Origin of the sequence: Halomonas sp. AOP30-A1-24, assembly GCF_052378165.1 — a bacterium.
In the GTDB taxonomy this organism is placed as follows: Bacteria; Pseudomonadota; Gammaproteobacteria; order Pseudomonadales; family Halomonadaceae; genus Vreelandella; species Vreelandella citrativorans.
This window is the reverse complement of sequence record NZ_JBQSXL010000003.1, coordinates 117736-133625: the sequence shown is the minus strand read 5'-3', so window position 1 is coordinate 133625 and position 15890 is coordinate 117736. Positions and strand designations below refer to the sequence as shown.

Below are 15890 nucleotides of genomic sequence, written 5' to 3'. Positions count from 1 at the left end.
ATCCTCGTTAATTCAAATGCGTGTTATTTATTATGGCGTACGTGCGGCTTTTTCGTCATGGCCGGAAATGCCAAAGCGCCGCGCCAACTCGTTTAACACATCCTGATGATCCAGCTCCAGGTGAGAGAGCATAACCAGCGTATGGAACCAGAGGTCGGCGGTTTCCGAGACCAGTGCCTGGTGCTGCTCGGGGCTGCCGTGTTCTGCATCCTTTGCGGCAAGCAGCGTTTCGGTGGCTTCTTCACCCACTTTTTCGAGTATCTTGTTCAAACCCTTATGATGCAAGGAGGCAACGTAAGAATCTTCAGAAGAAGCGCTGCGCCGCTGCTTTAGTACCTCGGCGAGGGTGTCCAGCACGGGGGCGTGATTAGACGTTAAAGGGGTATTCATGAGTCTCCTTTACAACAGTGAGCATCATCATTCGTTAGTGAAAGTCCCACCACGTGCGAACGTCCAACCACGTTTATAACAACGCTATTGCCATAACAGTAGCAGCAAGCCAATGGCGGCTGCGCCTAAAATCGGCCAATCCTGAGTAGCGGCCCAACTGACAAGCGGTTGCCAGGCCAGTGCAATTGCTACCAGGAGCAGACCAATCCGTAAGCGGTGATGGCGTTTTCCTTGATCCGCCATTTGGCGCTGCATGTGATGAATCGAGTCGACCTGTTGGTGACGCTGGCGATGTTCAACTTCCATCCGGGTCAGCGCCTGGTGGGCAAGAACGGGCAGTTCAGGCAACTGATGAGAAAGCTCAGGCGCTTGGCGCTTTAACGACTCCCACAGCCCGCTAATGCCCGCGCGGTCTTTCATCCACTGCTCAAGATAGGGCTTGGCAGTGCTCCACAGATCAAGTTCCGGATAGAGCTGGCGGCCAAGGCCTTCAATATTGAGCAGGGTCTTTTGCAGCAGTACCAACTGAGGCTGGACTTCCATATTAAAGCGCCGAGCCGTTTGAAAAAGCCCTAACAGTACTTGGCCAAAAGAAATGTCTTTTAAAGGCTTTTCAAGGATCGGCTCGCAAACGGTGCGGATGGCCGCGGCAAACTCATTCGCGCGAGTATTCTCGCCCACCCAGCCAGATTCGATGTGCAGCGCGGCGACTTCATAATAGTCTTGATGGAAAAATGCCAAAAGGTTACGCGCGAGATAGTCCTGATCCTCGCGGGTTAAACTGCCCACAATCCCACAGTCGATCGCAATGTATTGAGGATCTTCGGGATTATCGCAATTAACAAAAATATTACCCGGGTGCATATCCGCGTGGAAGAAGTTGTCGCGAAATACCTGGGTAAAAAAGAGTTCTACGCCGCGCTCAGCGAGTTTCTTTAAGTTGACCCCACGGGCGGTCAGCGTCTCCATATCCGCGACGGGTACACCGCGAATACGCTCCTGAACCATCACGTGTCGACGTGTGAAAGGCCAATAAATAGTCGGTACAAACAGCAGCGGTGAATCCTTGAAGTTACGCTTGAGCTGTGAGGTGTTGGCCGCTTCTTTATAAAGGTCCAGTTCGTCGAATAGCGTGGCCTCATAGTCGCGAATCACTTCGACCGGGCGCAGTCGGCGGGCTTCAGGCACCTTGGCAAACAGTTTGGCAACCTGATACATCAGTGCCATGTCCTGGCGCATGATGCGGTCGATACCGGGGCGGATAATTTTAACCACCACCTCTTCGCCGCTATGTAGCTTGGCCGCATGTACCTGGGCGATGGATGCCGAGGCAAGCGGTGCCTGCTCGAATTCAGCGAACGCTACATCAAGTGACATCTCCAGCTCTTTTTCGACCCGGGCGGCGGCAAGTTCGCCCGGAAAGGGCGGCACCTGATCCTGTAGGCGTCTAAGCTCGTTGGCGACATCATCCGGCAAGAGGTCTCGACGCGTGGAGAGCATCTGGCCAAACTTGATAAAAATAGGCCCCAGCGCTTCCAGCGCCAGGCGCAATCGCTCGCCACGACTGCGATGACCAACCGAAAAAAGCTGTAGCGGTGAAAACCATAAAAGCGCTCGTAGCCAAAACGGCAGCCGCTCCATGGGGATCAGAGTGTCTAGCCGATGGCGCGCAATAATCCAAAGAATTTTGAACAGACGCAGGCTCATGCCGACGGCTCCTGTGAGGCAAGCGATGAGTCACGCACCAGACGGCGATGGAGTCGGTTAAAGCGGGCTTCCAAACGGTCAGTTGCCACTTCAAGTTCGGTTAAGTGGTCACGCAGCACATCACGCTGCTGGCGGCCTGGCAGTAAACGCGCTTCTTCAAATACATACTCTGAGACATCCTGAAGAAGCTCATTTTTGGTACGCAGCCCCCAGCGCGTCAGGCGGCGCACGCCTTCGGCCAACGAGTGAGCGGGGATATCGCCCAACCAATTGGCAAGCTCGGCTTCCCAGTCGATATCCAGGTCAAACAGCAGGTCGCGGGTAGCCTCCAGCAGATGAAGGCGTCCGCGCACCGCGAGCTTGCCGTCAAACATGAGCCGCTCAATGGAAGCGCCGCTGATCCATTCAGAGAAGGTTTCAGGCGTGAGTTCTACCACTGCGTCGACATCGGCTTCGTCTACGTCGTCGCCACGGAGTAGGTCAATACCTGCCAAATGGTAATGCAGTACCAGCTGCAGATGTGGCTTTTCCAAACGCACCAAAAGCCGACTGCCCGCCAGGGCCGCTAAGCGAGCCGGTGCGGCAGGGTCGCGAGCGAGCAGGGCATTAAGCGTACGTTCACAACCGGCCAACACAAGTGTCGGGGTTAACAGCATGCTGACCTCGTGATCGTTGATACCACTATCGACGATAACGTCATAACTTGATGCCACGGTGCAGGGCCACAATGCCGCCTGTCAGGTTGGTGTACTCCACCCGCTCAAGGCCTGCTGCTTCCATCATCGCTTTAAGTGTTTCCTGGTTCGGGTGCATGCGAATGGACTCAGCTAAATAGCGGTAGCTTTCGCCGTCTCCAGCGACAAGCTCGCCCATTTTAGGCAGCAGGCGGAAAGAGTACTCATCGTAGGCTTTAGAAAGCAGCGGGTTATTGGGCTTGGAGAACTCCAGCACCAGCAAGCGGCCGCCCGGTTTTAGCACGCGGGCCATGGAGCGTAGCGCGGCGTCTTTGTTGGTCACATTACGCAAGCCGAACGCAATCGTAATACAGTCAAAGCTATTATCAGGGAAGGGCAAGCACTCAGCGTTGGCCTGAACGTATTCAACATTGCCACCGACGCCATTATCCATCAGCTTGTCGCGGCCAACCTTCAGCATGGAGGCGTTGATGTCGGCAAGCACGACTTTGCCGCGCGGGCCAACAATACGTGAGAACTTAAGGGTTAAATCTCCGGTGCCCCCCGCGATATCTAAAACGTGGTGGCCGGGGCGAACGCCCGCACGCTCAATGGTAAAGCGTTTCCATACACGGTGGATGCCCATCGACATTAAGTCGTTCATAACGTCGTAACGGGCGGCGACAGAGTGGAATACATCCGCTACACGTGATGCTTTCTCGTCGACCGGGACTTCTTGATAACCAAAATCGGTGGTGCGCTTTTCCGTGGGGCTCATGGGGCTTTAGCTCCCGAGTTCGAGGCGGTAACAATCGACCAGATGGTCGTCGTATAAAAAGGTTGGCGATATTGTAGCCTTGTCTGCCCCAATTTGTCTGCGCCTGGTCGGATGCGCTGGGTCATGGTTTTTGAGTTTGGTTCTTGGATTATGGTTCTTGAAGCATGCTTCTCGATTCTCGAATCACAGCTGCTTGAATTGGATACCTGCCGGCTCGCGCGATGCACCGGCTTCTTTTAGCCGCTGCAGGTAGTTCTCCCAATAGGCTTTTTGATGCGTGGCGAGTTCAAACAGGTATTCCCAGCTATAAATGCCGCTGCTATGCCCGTCATCAAAGTAAAGCTGTAGCGCATAGTTGCCTGTCTGGACGATGTTTTGTAGCCCAACATCCTTTTTACCGACTTGAAGCACAGCGGTATCACCGCCATGACCACGTACCTCCGCAGAGGGCGAGTAAACCCGCAAAAACTCTATCGGCAACCGGAAGCTCTCACCGCTGGCATAGCCAAGCTCAAGTTCGCGGGCCTTTTTATGATAGTGAACCCGGTTGGGGGCGGGAGCGTTCATGCACAAACCTCTTGGCTCATTGCCGAGATAGCTTGCCCACCTTCTGCGCCCCATTGAAGCAGGCATCAGTGGGCAAGCGATTTAAGCGATCATTACAGGATATAGCGCGACAGGTCTTCGTCGACAGCCAGTTCACCTAGTTGGGCATTCACATAATTGGCATCAATGACCAGCGGGCTGTCCATATCGCCGCCCTTGAACGAGGCTTCTTCCAGCAAGCGCTCCATCACGGTGTGCAAGCGGCGAGCGCCGATGTTTTCGGTGCCTTCGTTAACCTGCCAGGAGATCTCGGCGATACGCTCAATCCCGTCAGGGGTGAACTCAATACCCAGCCCTTCGGTTGCCAGCAGCGCCTGGTACTGTTTGGTCAATGATGCGGATGGCTCGGTCAGAATGCGCTTGAAGTCGCCCGGCGTTAGCGCATCAAGCTCCACGCGGATCGGCAGACGGCCCTGTAACTCGGGGATCAAGTCAGACGGACGCGCCAAGTGGAAAGCGCCGGATGCGATGAACAGGATATGGTCAGTTTTTACCATGCCGTACTTGGTGGAAACCGTAGAGCCTTCGATCAACGGTAGCAGGTCACGCTGAACACCTTCACGAGAAACTTCACCACCGCTGGATTGTCCGCTGCCCTTGGCAACTTTGTCGATCTCATCGAGGAACACGATGCCGTGCTGCTCTACGGCCTCAACGGCACGCGCTTTGATTTCATCTTCATTCACCAGCTTGCCGGCTTCTTCATCGCGCAGTAGTACCAGCGCTTCTTTGACCGTTACGCGGCGCTGCTCGCGTTTCTGCTGGCCCATGTTGGAAAACAGGCTCTGCAGTTGATTGGTCATCTCTTCCATGCCGGGCGGCGTCATGATGTCGACACCCGCGCTCTGGGAAGATACCTCTATATCTATCTCTTTATCATCCAGCTGGCCTTCGCGCAGTTTTTTGCGAAAGCTTTGACGCGTGCTGGAGTCTTCACGAGGCTTGTCTTCCTGGCCGCGGGGCGGCGGCAGAAGCGCATCAAGCACGCGATCTTCAGCGGCATCGTCGGCACGATGGCCGACTTCCTCTTTGGCATGCTCGCGCACCATTTTCATGGCCGATTCCATCAAATCACGAATGATGGATTCCACATCGCGTCCAACGTAGCCTACCTCGGTAAATTTAGTAGCTTCTACTTTGATAAACGGCGCACGGGCGAGTTTCGCTAAACGGCGCGCAATCTCGGTTTTACCCACACCGGTCGGCCCGATCATCAAAATATTTTTCGGGGTTACTTCAGGACGCAGGTCGTCGTCAAGCTGCATGCGGCGCCAGCGATTGCGCAGCGCAATGGCAACGGCGCGCTTGGCGTCTTGCTGGCCGATGATGTATTGATCAAGCGCGTGGACGATTTCGCGGGGTGTCATCTGAGTCATTAAGTCAGCCTCAACGTTCGTTGGTATTCAGCTCTTCGAGCGTCACGTGATGGTTGGTGAATACACAGATGTCACCGGCAATTTGGAGCGATTTCTCGGTGATTTCACGCGCGGAAAGCTCGGTATTCTCAAGTAGCGCTCGGGCACTTGCCTGGGCAAAGTTGCCGCCTGAGCCAATCGCGATAATGCCGCGTTCAGGCTCAACCACATCGCCGTTGCCGGTAATGATCAGCGAGGCGCTGTGGTCAGCGACGGCAAGCAGCGCTTCCAACCGGCGCAGGGCACGGTCGGTGCGCCAGTCTTTGGCTAGCTCAACGGCCGCCTTGGTCAAGTGACCCTGGTACTTTTCAAGCTGGGCTTCAAAGCGCTCAAACAGCGTAAATGCGTCAGCGGTGCCGCCTGCAAAACCGGCGAGCACCTTGCCACGGTAAAGGCGACGCACCTTGCTGGCGTTGCCTTTCATCACGGTGTTGCCAAGTGATACCTGGCCGTCGCCTGCCAGGGCAACCTGATTACCGCGACGTACGGATACGATAGTGGTCATGGAGATAACTCCTTGGGGGAGGCGTGCTCCCGATAACTGAACGGCCGCTTAAACGATGATAGAGCGACCGCCTATAAAAGACGATGAACAATAAAATGCGGGCGGCTGATAAAAAATCAACCGCCCGCTGGGTAACGCCTACCGCTTTATTCGTTTGAGGCCCGGTTATTAAAATCAGTTTTGCAGCTGTATCAACAAGGGTTCAATGCCTTGCGTGGTCATTAAATCCTGGGCGCGGTTCAACTCGCGTGTGTCTTCGTAAGGGCCTACCTGGACACGGTGCCACGTATCGCCGCCTGCTTGCACTTCGCTGATTTGCGCCAGTAGGCTCAAATTACGTAACCGGCTGCGTAGTTGCTCGGCATCGCTTAGCTCACGAAACGAAGCGGCCTGCAATACGTAGCGATTAGGCGCGCTGGTGCTGGCGGGGGCTGTCGGCTGCGCGGTACTTGCCTGCTCTTCCGGCCGCGTGTTGGCCGCAATCACCTGAGCGATAGGGTCGTCAGTTGATGACGTTTGGGTTGAGGCGCTCTCGGCGGCTTGCACATCAACTTGCTCGGCAACTTCCGGGCGGGTAACGCTTGAAGGAAGCGTGACACCCGGGGCAATGACCTCGGTTTCAGGCAGCAAGGTATAGAACTCGAACGTGGGCATCGAGGGTTCGCTTGCGGTTTCGTTTTCCCTGGCGGCGGCACGCTCGGCACTTTCGGGTTTGGAGAGTACCGTTGCCTGCGGCTGGTCACTTGGCGTGTCCTGCCAGGGCGCCGTGCCGTGCTGGTGCTGAGCAAGGAAAAAACCTGCGGCCATACCGGCAAGACCCCATACCCAGCCCGGCAGGCGAAACCCTCTGCCTTTGGTGGAGCGAGGGGCTTTACGCTGCGAGGTAGCGCCCTGGCGAGGGCGAGCAGGCTTTTTGCGCGGGCTGGCCATGGCTTACATCTCCTCGGGGGCACTAACGCCCATCAAGTCCAGGCCATTACGCAGTACCTGACGGGTTGCCAGACCCAGCGAGAGACGCACGTTACGAAGCGTATCGTCTTCGACCATGACTTTGACCGCGTTGTAGCAGGTATGGAAATCCCCCGCCAGGTCCAGTAGATACTGCGCCACTTGCTGCGGTTCGCGGTTTTTCGCCGCGTTTTGAACCACTTCTGGATAGCGCGCCAGGCGGTTAAGCACGGCTTTTTCCTGGTCGCTTCCCAGCAGCGCGAGGTTGGCAAGCGCCAAGGCATGATCAAAAGGCTGGCCCGCTGCCTCTGTTTTACGCAGCATGCTGCTTACGCGTGCGTGGGCGTACTGAATGTAGTACACCGGGTTGTCGTTGGACTGTGAGCGCGCCAGGTCAATATCGAAAGTTAGCTGTGAGTCGGCGCGGCGTGCAGCGAGGAAGAAGCGCGTGGCATCACGGCCCACTTCATCAATCAGGTCACGCACCGTAACGTAGCTGCCTGCCCGCTTGGAGAGTTTTACTTCAACGCCAGAGCGCGTGACCATCACCATCTGGTGCAGTACGTAGTCGGGCCAGCCTTTGGGAATGCCCACTTCCAGCGCTTGAAGGCCCGCACGCACACGGGTAACGGTCGAGTGGTGGTCGGCCCCCTGCTCGTTAATCACGGTGGTAAAGCCGCGCTGCCATTTATCCAGGTGGTAAGCAACGTCGGGCAGGAAGTAGGTATAGCCGCCTTCACGCTTGCGCATGACGCGGTCTTTGTCATCGCCAAAGTCAGTGGTACGCAGCCACATGGCGCCATCTTCTTCATAGGTGTGGCCGTTGGCGACGAGTTTTTCAACCGCTTCGTTGACCTTGCCGTCCTGATAAAGCGATGACTCCAGGAAGTACACGTCAAATTCAACGCCGAAAGCCTTTAGGTCCAGATCCTGTTCGCGACGCAGCCAGGCAACGGCAAACTCTTGAATGGCCTCCAGGTCATCAGCGTCTGCCTTAGCGGTTACTTCACGGTCATCGGCAGTGACCGTTTTACCCGCCAGGTAGTCGTTAGCGACATCGGTAATGTATTCGCCGCGATAGCCGTCTTCCGGCCAGCTTTCATCATCAGGGCCCAGATTTTTGGCGCGCGCCTGTACCGAACGGGCCAGGTTGGCAATCTGCGCGCCGGCATCGTTGTAGTAAAACTCACGCGTGACGTCGTAACCGGTTGCTTCCAGCAGGCGGCACAGGCAGTCGCCAATCGCGGCGCCGCGGCCGTGGCCTACGTGTAACGGGCCTGTTGGGTTGGCCGATACAAATTCGACCTGCACTTTTTCCGCCTTACCCACCATGCTGCGGCCAAAGGCGTCGCCGCTATCCAGCACTTGCGCCACAATTTGGGCGGCGGCATCTGCGGCGGCAAAAAAGTTGATAAACCCGGGCCCAGCAATTTCGGTTTTTTGAAGTGCATCGCTTTCTGGCAGCGCGGCAATCAGCGCCTCGGCCAGCTCACGAGGGTTTTTACCAGCAGGCTTGGCCAGCATGAGTGCCAGGTTCGTGGCGTAATCGCCGTGCGCCTTGTCTTTGGTGGGGTCAACTTTGATGTTGGGCTGAAGGTCATCAGGCAGCACGCCTTGGTGCTTAAGCGCATCAATGGCGCCGTTGAGCAGGGAAACAATCGTGTCTTTCATTTAGGTATCCGGGTAACGTCGGTGGCGGCGTGTGCAAGTGCGCACTTACGAAGTGCATCAGCAAAGCGGCCATTATCAGCATTTGGCGCGCAGTTTCAAAGGTGTTGATGCGATCCTTGCATAAGTGCCCTTGGCAATCCTGGCTATTTTCAACGGCGGCGACGCAGGCTAGGCAAGCGTTTGAGGGTCGATATCAATCGACCAGCGCACCTTGCGCGCCTCGCGGTTGGCCTCAAGCCATTGCACCAGCCAACTGGCCGCCACGTGCAATTGACTGCGCTTATTGGCGGTCAGCATCAAGTGCATGTGGTAGCGATTTTGGCGTCGCTCCATGGGCGCAGGCACGGGGCCCAGGCAGTAAGTGGTAAGGCCCGACGTTTTCAGCCACTCGCGCAGCGCTTGGCCTGCCTGTTGCGCTAAGGCAAGGGCCGCCGGTTCCTGGGGGCTTTCGATCCGTAGTAGCGCCATAAACGTGAACGGCGGCAGGTGTGCCTGGCGGCGCTCTTCCAGTAAGTTTCTCGCCAATGCTCCATAGCCCTGTTCGGCCAGCAGCCCTAAGTGAGGGTCATCCGGATGCAGTGTTTGCACCAGTACCCGCCCCTGGTCGGCTGCACGTCCTGCGCGCCCGGCCACCTGTTCCAGCAGCTGCGCGCTATGCTCCAGGGCACGGAAGTCGGCGGCGTAAAGACCGCCGTCAGCATTCACCACAACCACCAGTGTGACGTGAGGCAGATGATGCCCTTTGGCAAGCATCTGCGTACCCACCAGCAGGCAAGGCTCACCCCGCTGAATCTCCTTTAGGATCTGCTCAAAGCTGTCTTTCTTGCGGGTGCTGTCGCGATCAATACGGTGCACGGTGACCTTGGGGAAAAGGCCCTGGAGCGTCTCTTCGGTACGCTCGGTGCCGCTTCCCAGCGCACGTAAGTCGCCGCTGCCGCACTCGGGGCAGGCATCCGGCAGGGCGCGACGGCTATCGCAGTGGTGGCAGGCAAGTAGCGGCGGCTGGCGGTGCAGCGTCATGCGTGAGTCGCACTGGCCGCATTCCGCCATCCAGCCGCAGGCGTGGCAGGCAAGCGACGGCGCAAAGCCGCGCCGGTTGATGAAAATCAGCACCTGCTTGCCCGCACTCAAGGTGCTTTTGATCGCTTTGATAGCACCCGGTAGCAGGCCCCCCTGGCGGCGCTGGTGGCGTAAATCAAGAAGCTCCAGCTTGGCGGGCTGATGACGGCTGGGCCGCTGAGTAAGGCGCAGGTGGCGATAACTACCGGAAAGCGCCTGCTGTAGGCTCTCAAGCGAAGGTGTGGCGCTGCCCAGCAGTAGTGGAATGCCGTGGTAATGAGCGCGTGCAACGGCCAGGTCGCGGGCGTGGTAACGCAGCCCGTCGTGCTGCTTGTAAGAGCCGTCGTGCTCTTCATCGACAATGATCGCGCCTAGGTTGGCAAGCGGGGTAAAGATCGCCGAGCGTGTTCCGATGATAATCAGCGCCCGCCCGTTTGCCGCGGCTTCCCAAACGTCCAGCCGTTCGGGGTCGGTTAAGCCGGAGTGGAGTGCCACCACGGGCACCCGAAAACGGTTTCTAAAGCGCGCCAGGGTTTGCGGCGTCAGGCCGATTTCCGGCACCAATACCAGCGACTGCTTGCCTTTGGCGGCAATTGCTTCAATAAGCTGCAGATACACTTCTGTCTTGCCGCTGCCGGTAACGCCTTCCAGCAGGCAAGGGTGGTAGCTTTCAAGCTTTTCGTGTAGCGCCGCAAGGGCGGTGGCCTGCTCACGATTGAGCGGCAGTGCCGGTGTGGCAAGCAAACTGCCACTCGGCGTCTCGGGGGCGGTCAGGGTGATTTCCTGGTGGGTGACCAGCCCCTTCTTGCCCAGTGCTAGCAGCTGGTCGCGGCTAAAGCCGTGGGCGCTGACAGCCCGTGAAGGCAGGCCGTGCGGATGCTGGCATAAAAGCGCATACAGCTCGGCTTGTTTGGGCGCTCGGCTTAAATCCGGCGGGGTATGCGTTACGGCAAACCACAGCGTTTGCGTGCGCCCAGCCATTGGGTGGCCCTGGCGCAGCCGTGCAGGCAGCGCATGATGGAGCGTATCGCCCAGGCTGTGTTGGTAGTAGCGTGCGGCAAACCGGCATAGCCACAGCCAGTCATTGGGAAGTGGTGCATCATCCAGCGCTTCGCTGACAGCACGTAACTGGCTGCGTGGTAGTTCGCTGGTGGCAGCCAGTTCAACTACCACGCCCACCACTTCGCGCCGCCCAAAGGGTACGCGTACACGAAGCCCAGGCTGCCAGCCGCAAGGGGGAGTGCGGCTGGCGGGCAGGTAATCAAACAGGCGTCGGAGTGGGGACGGCAAGGCGACTTTTAGCACCTGCAAAGAAACAGTGTCAGGCAATTGGCCTCCGGCGATAAGTTTTGCTAAAATATGCGGCCGCTCTGAATCTAAACGATCAGACGGTTAACCGGTTAGTAGTTTTTCCAAACCCGTATGCGGTGCCTGGCAACGGATCAGGTGGCGGCATACCGCTTGAGAGATCATCACGATGAGACAAGGTATTCACCCGAATTACAATACGGTCACCGCTAACTGCTCTTGCGGTGCTAGCTTCCAGGTGGGCTCTACTTCTGGCCAGGATTTCTCGCTAGACGTATGCTCCAACTGCCACCCGTTCTACACAGGTAAGCAGAAGCAAGCGACCACCGGTGGCCGTGTAGAGCGCTTCAACAAGCGTTTCGGCGCTGCTGTTAAGCGCGGCTAATCCTAACGGATCAGCCACACTGCAAGTGCGGGTAAAATACCAGGTACTTGTAAGAAAAACCCACGCTACGGCGTGGGTTTTTTTATGGGCGAATTTCTATAAATGCCTGTTTGGATGAACAAATGGCGAGATGGAAGGGTTTTTCATAAATGCTGCGATACAGCAATAAGCAATGCGTTATAGCTAAAATGCTTCTGCATAAGATTCAGCAAATGGTTGGGAAAAGTAATTAACGTGAAGGAAAAATCGCTAAAAAAGCGTTTTCTTTTTGAGTTGACGACGCGCTTGAGGCGTCTTGAGTTTTTCTATATTCTGGAAGCACTTATATCTACTTTAGGCTAATTGGACCCTCATTATGACGGATGCAAATAAGCAGGCAGCACTGGACTATCATGCGAAACCGATTCCCGGCAAGCTATCGGTGGAGTTAACCAAGCCCACCGCAACAGCCCGGGACTTGGCACTGGCATATAGCCCTGGCGTTGCTGAGCCGGTTCGCGAAATTGCCCGCGATCCTGAAAATGCTTACCGTTATACGGGCAAGGGTAATTTGGTCGCCGTTATTACCGATGGCAGCGCCATTTTAGGCTTGGGGAATCTTGGCCCGCTGGCCAGTAAGCCGGTGATGGAAGGCAAGGGCGTGCTGTTCAAGTGCTTTGCCGGGATCAACTCGGTAGATATTGAGGTAGACGCAGAAAGCCCGCAGGCGTTTATCGACACCGTTGCCCGCATTGCCGATACTTGGGGCGGCATTAATCTTGAAGATATCAAAGCGCCCGAGTGCTTTGAGATTGAAAAAGCGCTGGTTGAGCGCTGCAATATCCCCGTCTTTCACGATGACCAGCACGGCACGGCTATTGTAACGGCCGCGGGTATGCTGAACGCGTTGGAAATCGCTGGTAAAACGATAGATAGCGTGAAGATCGTTTGCATGGGGGCCGGTGCGGCAGCGATTGCCTGCATGCGCCTACTGGTTTCGTGTGGCGCCAAAAAAGAGAACCTGGTGATGCTGGATCGCCGTGGCGTTATCCATACCGGCCGTGATGGTATCAATGAGTACAAGGCAGAGTTTGCGCTGGATACCGAAATGCGCACTCTGGATGATGCTATCGACGGCGCCGATGTGTTTATCGGTCTTTCCGGCCCGGGCTTGCTGTCGGCTGAGCAGGTTAAAAAGATGGCCGCTGACCCGGTGATTTTCGCCTGCACCAACCCGGACCCGGAAATTCATCCTGACGTTGCCCGTGAAGCGCGCCCGGATGTGATTATGGCGACCGGCCGTTCAGACTTCCCTAACCAGGTAAACAACGTGTTGGGCTTCCCGTTTATTTTCCGTGGGGCGTTGGATGTGCGCGCTACACGGATTAACGAAGCCATGAAGCTTGCCGCTGTGCATGCACTTAAGGATCTGGCCCGCGAGCCGGTTCCCGAGGAAGTGTTGAATGCCTATGAGCGTACGGAAATGAGCTTTGGTCGTGAGTACATTATCCCCACGCCGGTCGATATTCGCTTGCTGGAGCGCGTTTCTTCCGCAGTGGCTCAGGCGGCAGTAGATTCAGGCGTGGCGCGCAAACCGTACCCGGCTCACTACCCCCTCAAAACGATCAATGAGGCTTATGGCCAGTGATGTTTCGGGTGTTTAACACGCCGGTTTGATGGCTCCTTTCAACGCCCGCACTTGCTGCGGGCGTTGTGCTTTTAAGGAGCGGTTTCTAAAGGCTTTTGTACGAAGCTTAGCGAATCGGCTCGTCATGCACGCGTGTTAGCCCTTCCTGGGCGGTAGAGGCAATCAAGCGGCCATCACGGCGATAGATATGACCGCGTGCCAGGCCTCGCGAGTTGCCTGCCCAAGGGGAATCAATCACGTATAAAAGCCACTCATCCAGCCGTGCGTCCTCATGGAGCCATAGCGCGTGGTCAAGGCTTGCGATACGCAGTTTTGGGTCAGTGAACTGAATGCCGTGGGGCAGTAGGCTGGTGGTCAGTAGATTGAAATCAGAGGCGTAGGAGAGCAAGTGCCGGTGCAGGGTGGGGGCATCAGGCAGCGTGCCTGCAAAGCGAAACCATAAACATTGCCCAGCCGGGTCGCCGCTATCTGGATTGCCTTTAATATGCAAAAACTCGATAGGGTGGCCCGGAAAACGTGAGTGCTTGGCGGCGCCGCTCTCAATCAAGGCTTCCGGCGACTCGACATGGGGCATGGCGCGCTGGTGATGAAAACCTTCTTCAGGGCTGTGAAACGACGCGCTACAGAAGAAGATCGGTCGGCCTTTTTGAATCGCCGTAACGCGGCGCGTGGTAAAGCTCCCGCCATCGCGTACGTTATCCACCTGATAGACCACTGGGCGATGCGGGTCGCCAGGGCGAAGAAAGTAACCGTGTTGAGAGTGTGGGTGACGCTCAGCGGGTACCGTACGTGAGGCCGCCGCGAGCGCTTGACCAAGCACCTGTCCACCATAAAGCTGAGGAAAGCCCAGGTCTTGGCTTTGCCCTCGAAAGAGCGTCTCTTCGAGGACTTCAAGCTCAAGCAGGTTTACTAACGTATTCAGCGCGTCGGTCATTCCAGGTATCCTTGGTGCTATCTATTGTTGCCCATAGTGGCGGATATCACATACGGCGAGGCCGCCGTTGCTACCATCATTTTGCTACCTTAGCGGAGTTTGCCTTGATACGCAGCGATGAATTTTACATGCACCGCGCCCTTGAACAGGCGCATTTGGCGGCTGAGGCGGGTGAAGTGCCGGTAGGGGCCGTGGTGGTGAATAGCGAAGGAGAGATTCTTGCCGCTGCCCACAATGCGCCAGTGCTTAGCTGTGACCCTAGCGGCCATGCGGAAATTCGTGCCCTGCGTGAAGCCGGGCAGCAGAGAGCCAACTACCGGCTGGAAGGGTGTACGCTGTATGTCACGTTGGAGCCGTGCATGATGTGCGCGGGGGCCATTGTGCATGCACGCCTAAAGCGTTTGGTTTATGGCGCTGCTGAGCCTCGTACCGGTATGGTGGAGTCCAAGGCTAACCTGCTGGCCCAACCGTGGTTTAATCACCATGTGGAGGTGACGGCGGGCGTGCTGGCGCCATCGGCCAGCAAGTTATTAAAAGCGTTTTTTGCGGCAAGGCGCTAGCGTGTTTTATAGCTCTCTGGCGTGTCAAGAAGCCGCGGGATAAACGTCACCTGGTGGCCACGCACAATGAGTTGCAGAGCAAAGGCTTGGAGTGCGTTAGCGTGGTTGTATCATAGTGGTGATATGACTGCGTAGTGGCTCATGCCCCCGCCTCAGCCTGCGTAAGCGTCGCGTGCTTTAACGCGACCAGGTCAGCGCTGCCGGTACAAAAACAGGCAACGCGCAGCTGCTCAATGAGCGTTTGAAAGTGCTCGATAACGGCATCGCTGGAGGTGGTGGCACTGCTCAGCACCGCCGCTGCCTGACCTACCAGATGAGCGCCTAAACAGAGCGCTTTAGCCGCATCAATACCGCTGGCCACCCCGCCTGAAGCGATCAGCGGCATACCGGGCAGTGCCTGGCGCAAATCGTGCAGTGCTTGTGAGGTGGGGATTCCCCAATCGGCGAAGGCCATGGCGATGGCACGCGCTTGAGGTGTGCTGGCGCGCTCGCCTTCAACTGCCGCCCAACTGGTGCCACCCGCACCCGCAACGTCCAGCATCGCCACGCCTGCTTCGGAAAGTTGGCGACCCACAGAAACAGAAAGCCCAGCCCCAACTTCCTTGACCACCACAGGCACTTCCAGTTTGGCAACGGTGCGCTCAATGGCGGTGAGTATGCCTCGCCAATCGCGATCTCCACCTGTTTGTAGCGCTTCCTGTAGCGGGTTGAGATGAATAATGAGTGCGTTAGCTTCGATCATATCGACCGCGCGTCGGGCATAATCAAGCCCGCGTTCGCCTTTAATTTGGGCGGCTCCCAGGTTGGCCAGCAATGGGATGTCGGGAGCAATTCGGCGCAGTTCGCTCGTGAGGCCCCAGTTGGCTTCGCCTTCAATGGCCACGCGTTGTGAACCCACGCCCATGGCAAGGCCCAGCGTTTGAGCGGCCTCTGCCAAGTGCCGGTTGATATCCTTGGCTCGACTCGCTCCGCCGGTCATCGAACTGATGAGGATGGGCGCTTTTAGAGGTTGCCCGAACAGGTAAGTCCCCAGATCAATATCATCCAGGTTTAATTCCGGCAGCGCACAATGCTCAAAGCGCCAGTGTTCAAAACCTGGACGAAGGGTGCCGACGGCCTGGCGTGGGTGTAGCACGATATCCAGATGGTCGTTCTTACGCTGAGTCAGTTCGGTGTCTTTCATCGTCACTCCCTTGAACCTGAATCTGGCGGAAGCCGCCTGCCAAGTAGGAAACAGTACGTGGTCGGTTAGCTGATGGCTGTGCATGCCTTCCGGCGAAGTCATTAATGGTTTTTGATGTAACCAACTCTTATCTATCTACC

15 protein-coding genes are annotated in these 15890 nt (G+C 56.8%); 3 read left to right on the top strand and 12 right to left on the bottom strand.

The window, feature by feature from the left end; all coding sequences use genetic code 11:
* Window positions 1-30 precede the first annotated feature (30 nt).
* From ACT3TJ_RS02825 to ACT3TJ_RS02780, 10 genes are all read right to left on the bottom strand, one after another.
* The gene (locus tag ACT3TJ_RS02825; RefSeq protein WP_444621496.1) at window positions 31-390 is read right to left on the bottom strand and encodes a phosphoribosyl-ATP diphosphatase; all 360 of its coding nucleotides are present in this window, start codon (window positions 388-390) and stop codon (window positions 31-33) included.
* 84 nt (window positions 391-474) lie between these two features.
* Window positions 475-2097, bottom strand: coding sequence for a ubiquinone biosynthesis regulatory protein kinase UbiB (ubiB, locus tag ACT3TJ_RS02820; protein ID WP_444621497.1), 1623 nt, complete (start codon window positions 2095-2097; stop codon window positions 475-477).
* Window positions 2094-2753: a ubiquinone biosynthesis accessory factor UbiJ gene (locus tag ACT3TJ_RS02815; protein ID WP_087105919.1), complete on the bottom strand. Its 660-nt coding sequence runs from the start codon at window positions 2751-2753 to the stop codon at window positions 2094-2096. Before ACT3TJ_RS02815 ends, ubiB begins: the two co-directional genes overlap by 4 nt.
* Window positions 2754-2793: 40 nt before the next feature.
* Window positions 2794-3549: a bifunctional demethylmenaquinone methyltransferase/2-methoxy-6-polyprenyl-1,4-benzoquinol methylase UbiE gene (gene ubiE / locus ACT3TJ_RS02810; protein WP_172117386.1), complete on the bottom strand. Its 756-nt coding sequence runs from the start codon at window positions 3547-3549 to the stop codon at window positions 2794-2796.
* Between the two features lie 183 nt (window positions 3550-3732).
* A complete protein-coding gene (locus ACT3TJ_RS02805) occupies window positions 3733-4116 on the bottom strand; it encodes a gamma-butyrobetaine hydroxylase-like domain-containing protein (protein WP_172117387.1) in 384 nt (127 codons plus the stop codon).
* A gap of 92 nt (window positions 4117-4208) precedes the next feature.
* Window positions 4209-5531 carry an ATP-dependent protease ATPase subunit HslU gene (gene hslU, locus ACT3TJ_RS02800; RefSeq protein ID WP_172117388.1) on the bottom strand — a complete coding sequence of 441 codons (1323 nt, stop codon included), beginning with the start codon at window positions 5529-5531 and terminating at the stop codon, window positions 4209-4211.
* Window positions 5532-5541: 10 nt separating this feature from the next.
* Window positions 5542-6075, bottom strand: a complete 534-nt coding sequence (gene hslV / locus ACT3TJ_RS02795) for an ATP-dependent protease subunit HslV (RefSeq protein ID WP_172117389.1) — start codon at window positions 6073-6075, stop codon at window positions 5542-5544.
* A 174-nt stretch (window positions 6076-6249) separates the two neighbouring features.
* Window positions 6250-7005: an SPOR domain-containing protein gene (locus tag ACT3TJ_RS02790; RefSeq protein ID WP_193056849.1), complete on the bottom strand. Its 756-nt coding sequence runs from the start codon at window positions 7003-7005 to the stop codon at window positions 6250-6252.
* Window positions 7006-7008: 3 nt separating this feature from the next.
* Window positions 7009-8694 carry an arginine--tRNA ligase gene (gene argS / locus ACT3TJ_RS02785; protein WP_193056850.1) on the bottom strand — a complete coding sequence of 562 codons (1686 nt, stop codon included), beginning with the start codon at window positions 8692-8694 and terminating at the stop codon, window positions 7009-7011.
* 168 nt (window positions 8695-8862) lie between these two features.
* Window positions 8863-11082, bottom strand: coding sequence for a primosomal protein N' (locus ACT3TJ_RS02780; protein WP_193056851.1), 2220 nt, complete (start codon window positions 11080-11082; stop codon window positions 8863-8865).
* A 148-nt stretch (window positions 11083-11230) separates the two neighbouring features.
* Between ACT3TJ_RS02780 and rpmE the strand changes: the two genes are divergently transcribed.
* Window positions 11231-11446, top strand: coding sequence for a 50S ribosomal protein L31 (gene rpmE / locus ACT3TJ_RS02775; protein ID WP_087105934.1), 216 nt, complete (start codon window positions 11231-11233; stop codon window positions 11444-11446).
* Window positions 11447-11801: 355 nt separating this feature from the next.
* Complete coding sequence (locus ACT3TJ_RS02770; RefSeq protein WP_087105936.1) at window positions 11802-13073, top strand: malic enzyme-like NAD(P)-binding protein; 1272 nt, start codon at window positions 11802-11804, stop codon at window positions 13071-13073.
* Between the two features lie 106 nt (window positions 13074-13179).
* On the opposite strand, the gene ACT3TJ_RS02765 is transcribed toward ACT3TJ_RS02770, so the two are convergent.
* The gene (locus tag ACT3TJ_RS02765) at window positions 13180-14007 is read right to left on the bottom strand and encodes an acyl-CoA thioesterase (protein WP_193056852.1); all 828 of its coding nucleotides are present in this window, start codon (window positions 14005-14007) and stop codon (window positions 13180-13182) included.
* A gap of 107 nt (window positions 14008-14114) precedes the next feature.
* On the opposite strand from ACT3TJ_RS02765, the gene tadA reads away from it, so the two are divergent.
* Complete coding sequence (tadA, locus tag ACT3TJ_RS02760; RefSeq protein WP_318779695.1) at window positions 14115-14567, top strand: tRNA adenosine(34) deaminase TadA; 453 nt, start codon at window positions 14115-14117, stop codon at window positions 14565-14567.
* 139 nt (window positions 14568-14706) lie between these two features.
* Here tadA and fni read toward each other — a convergent pair whose 3' ends face one another.
* On the bottom strand, window positions 14707-15750 hold the full coding sequence (gene fni / locus ACT3TJ_RS02755; RefSeq protein WP_193056853.1) for a type 2 isopentenyl-diphosphate Delta-isomerase: 1044 nt from the start codon (window positions 15748-15750) through the stop codon (window positions 14707-14709).
* Window positions 15751-15890: the final 140 nt, after the last annotated feature.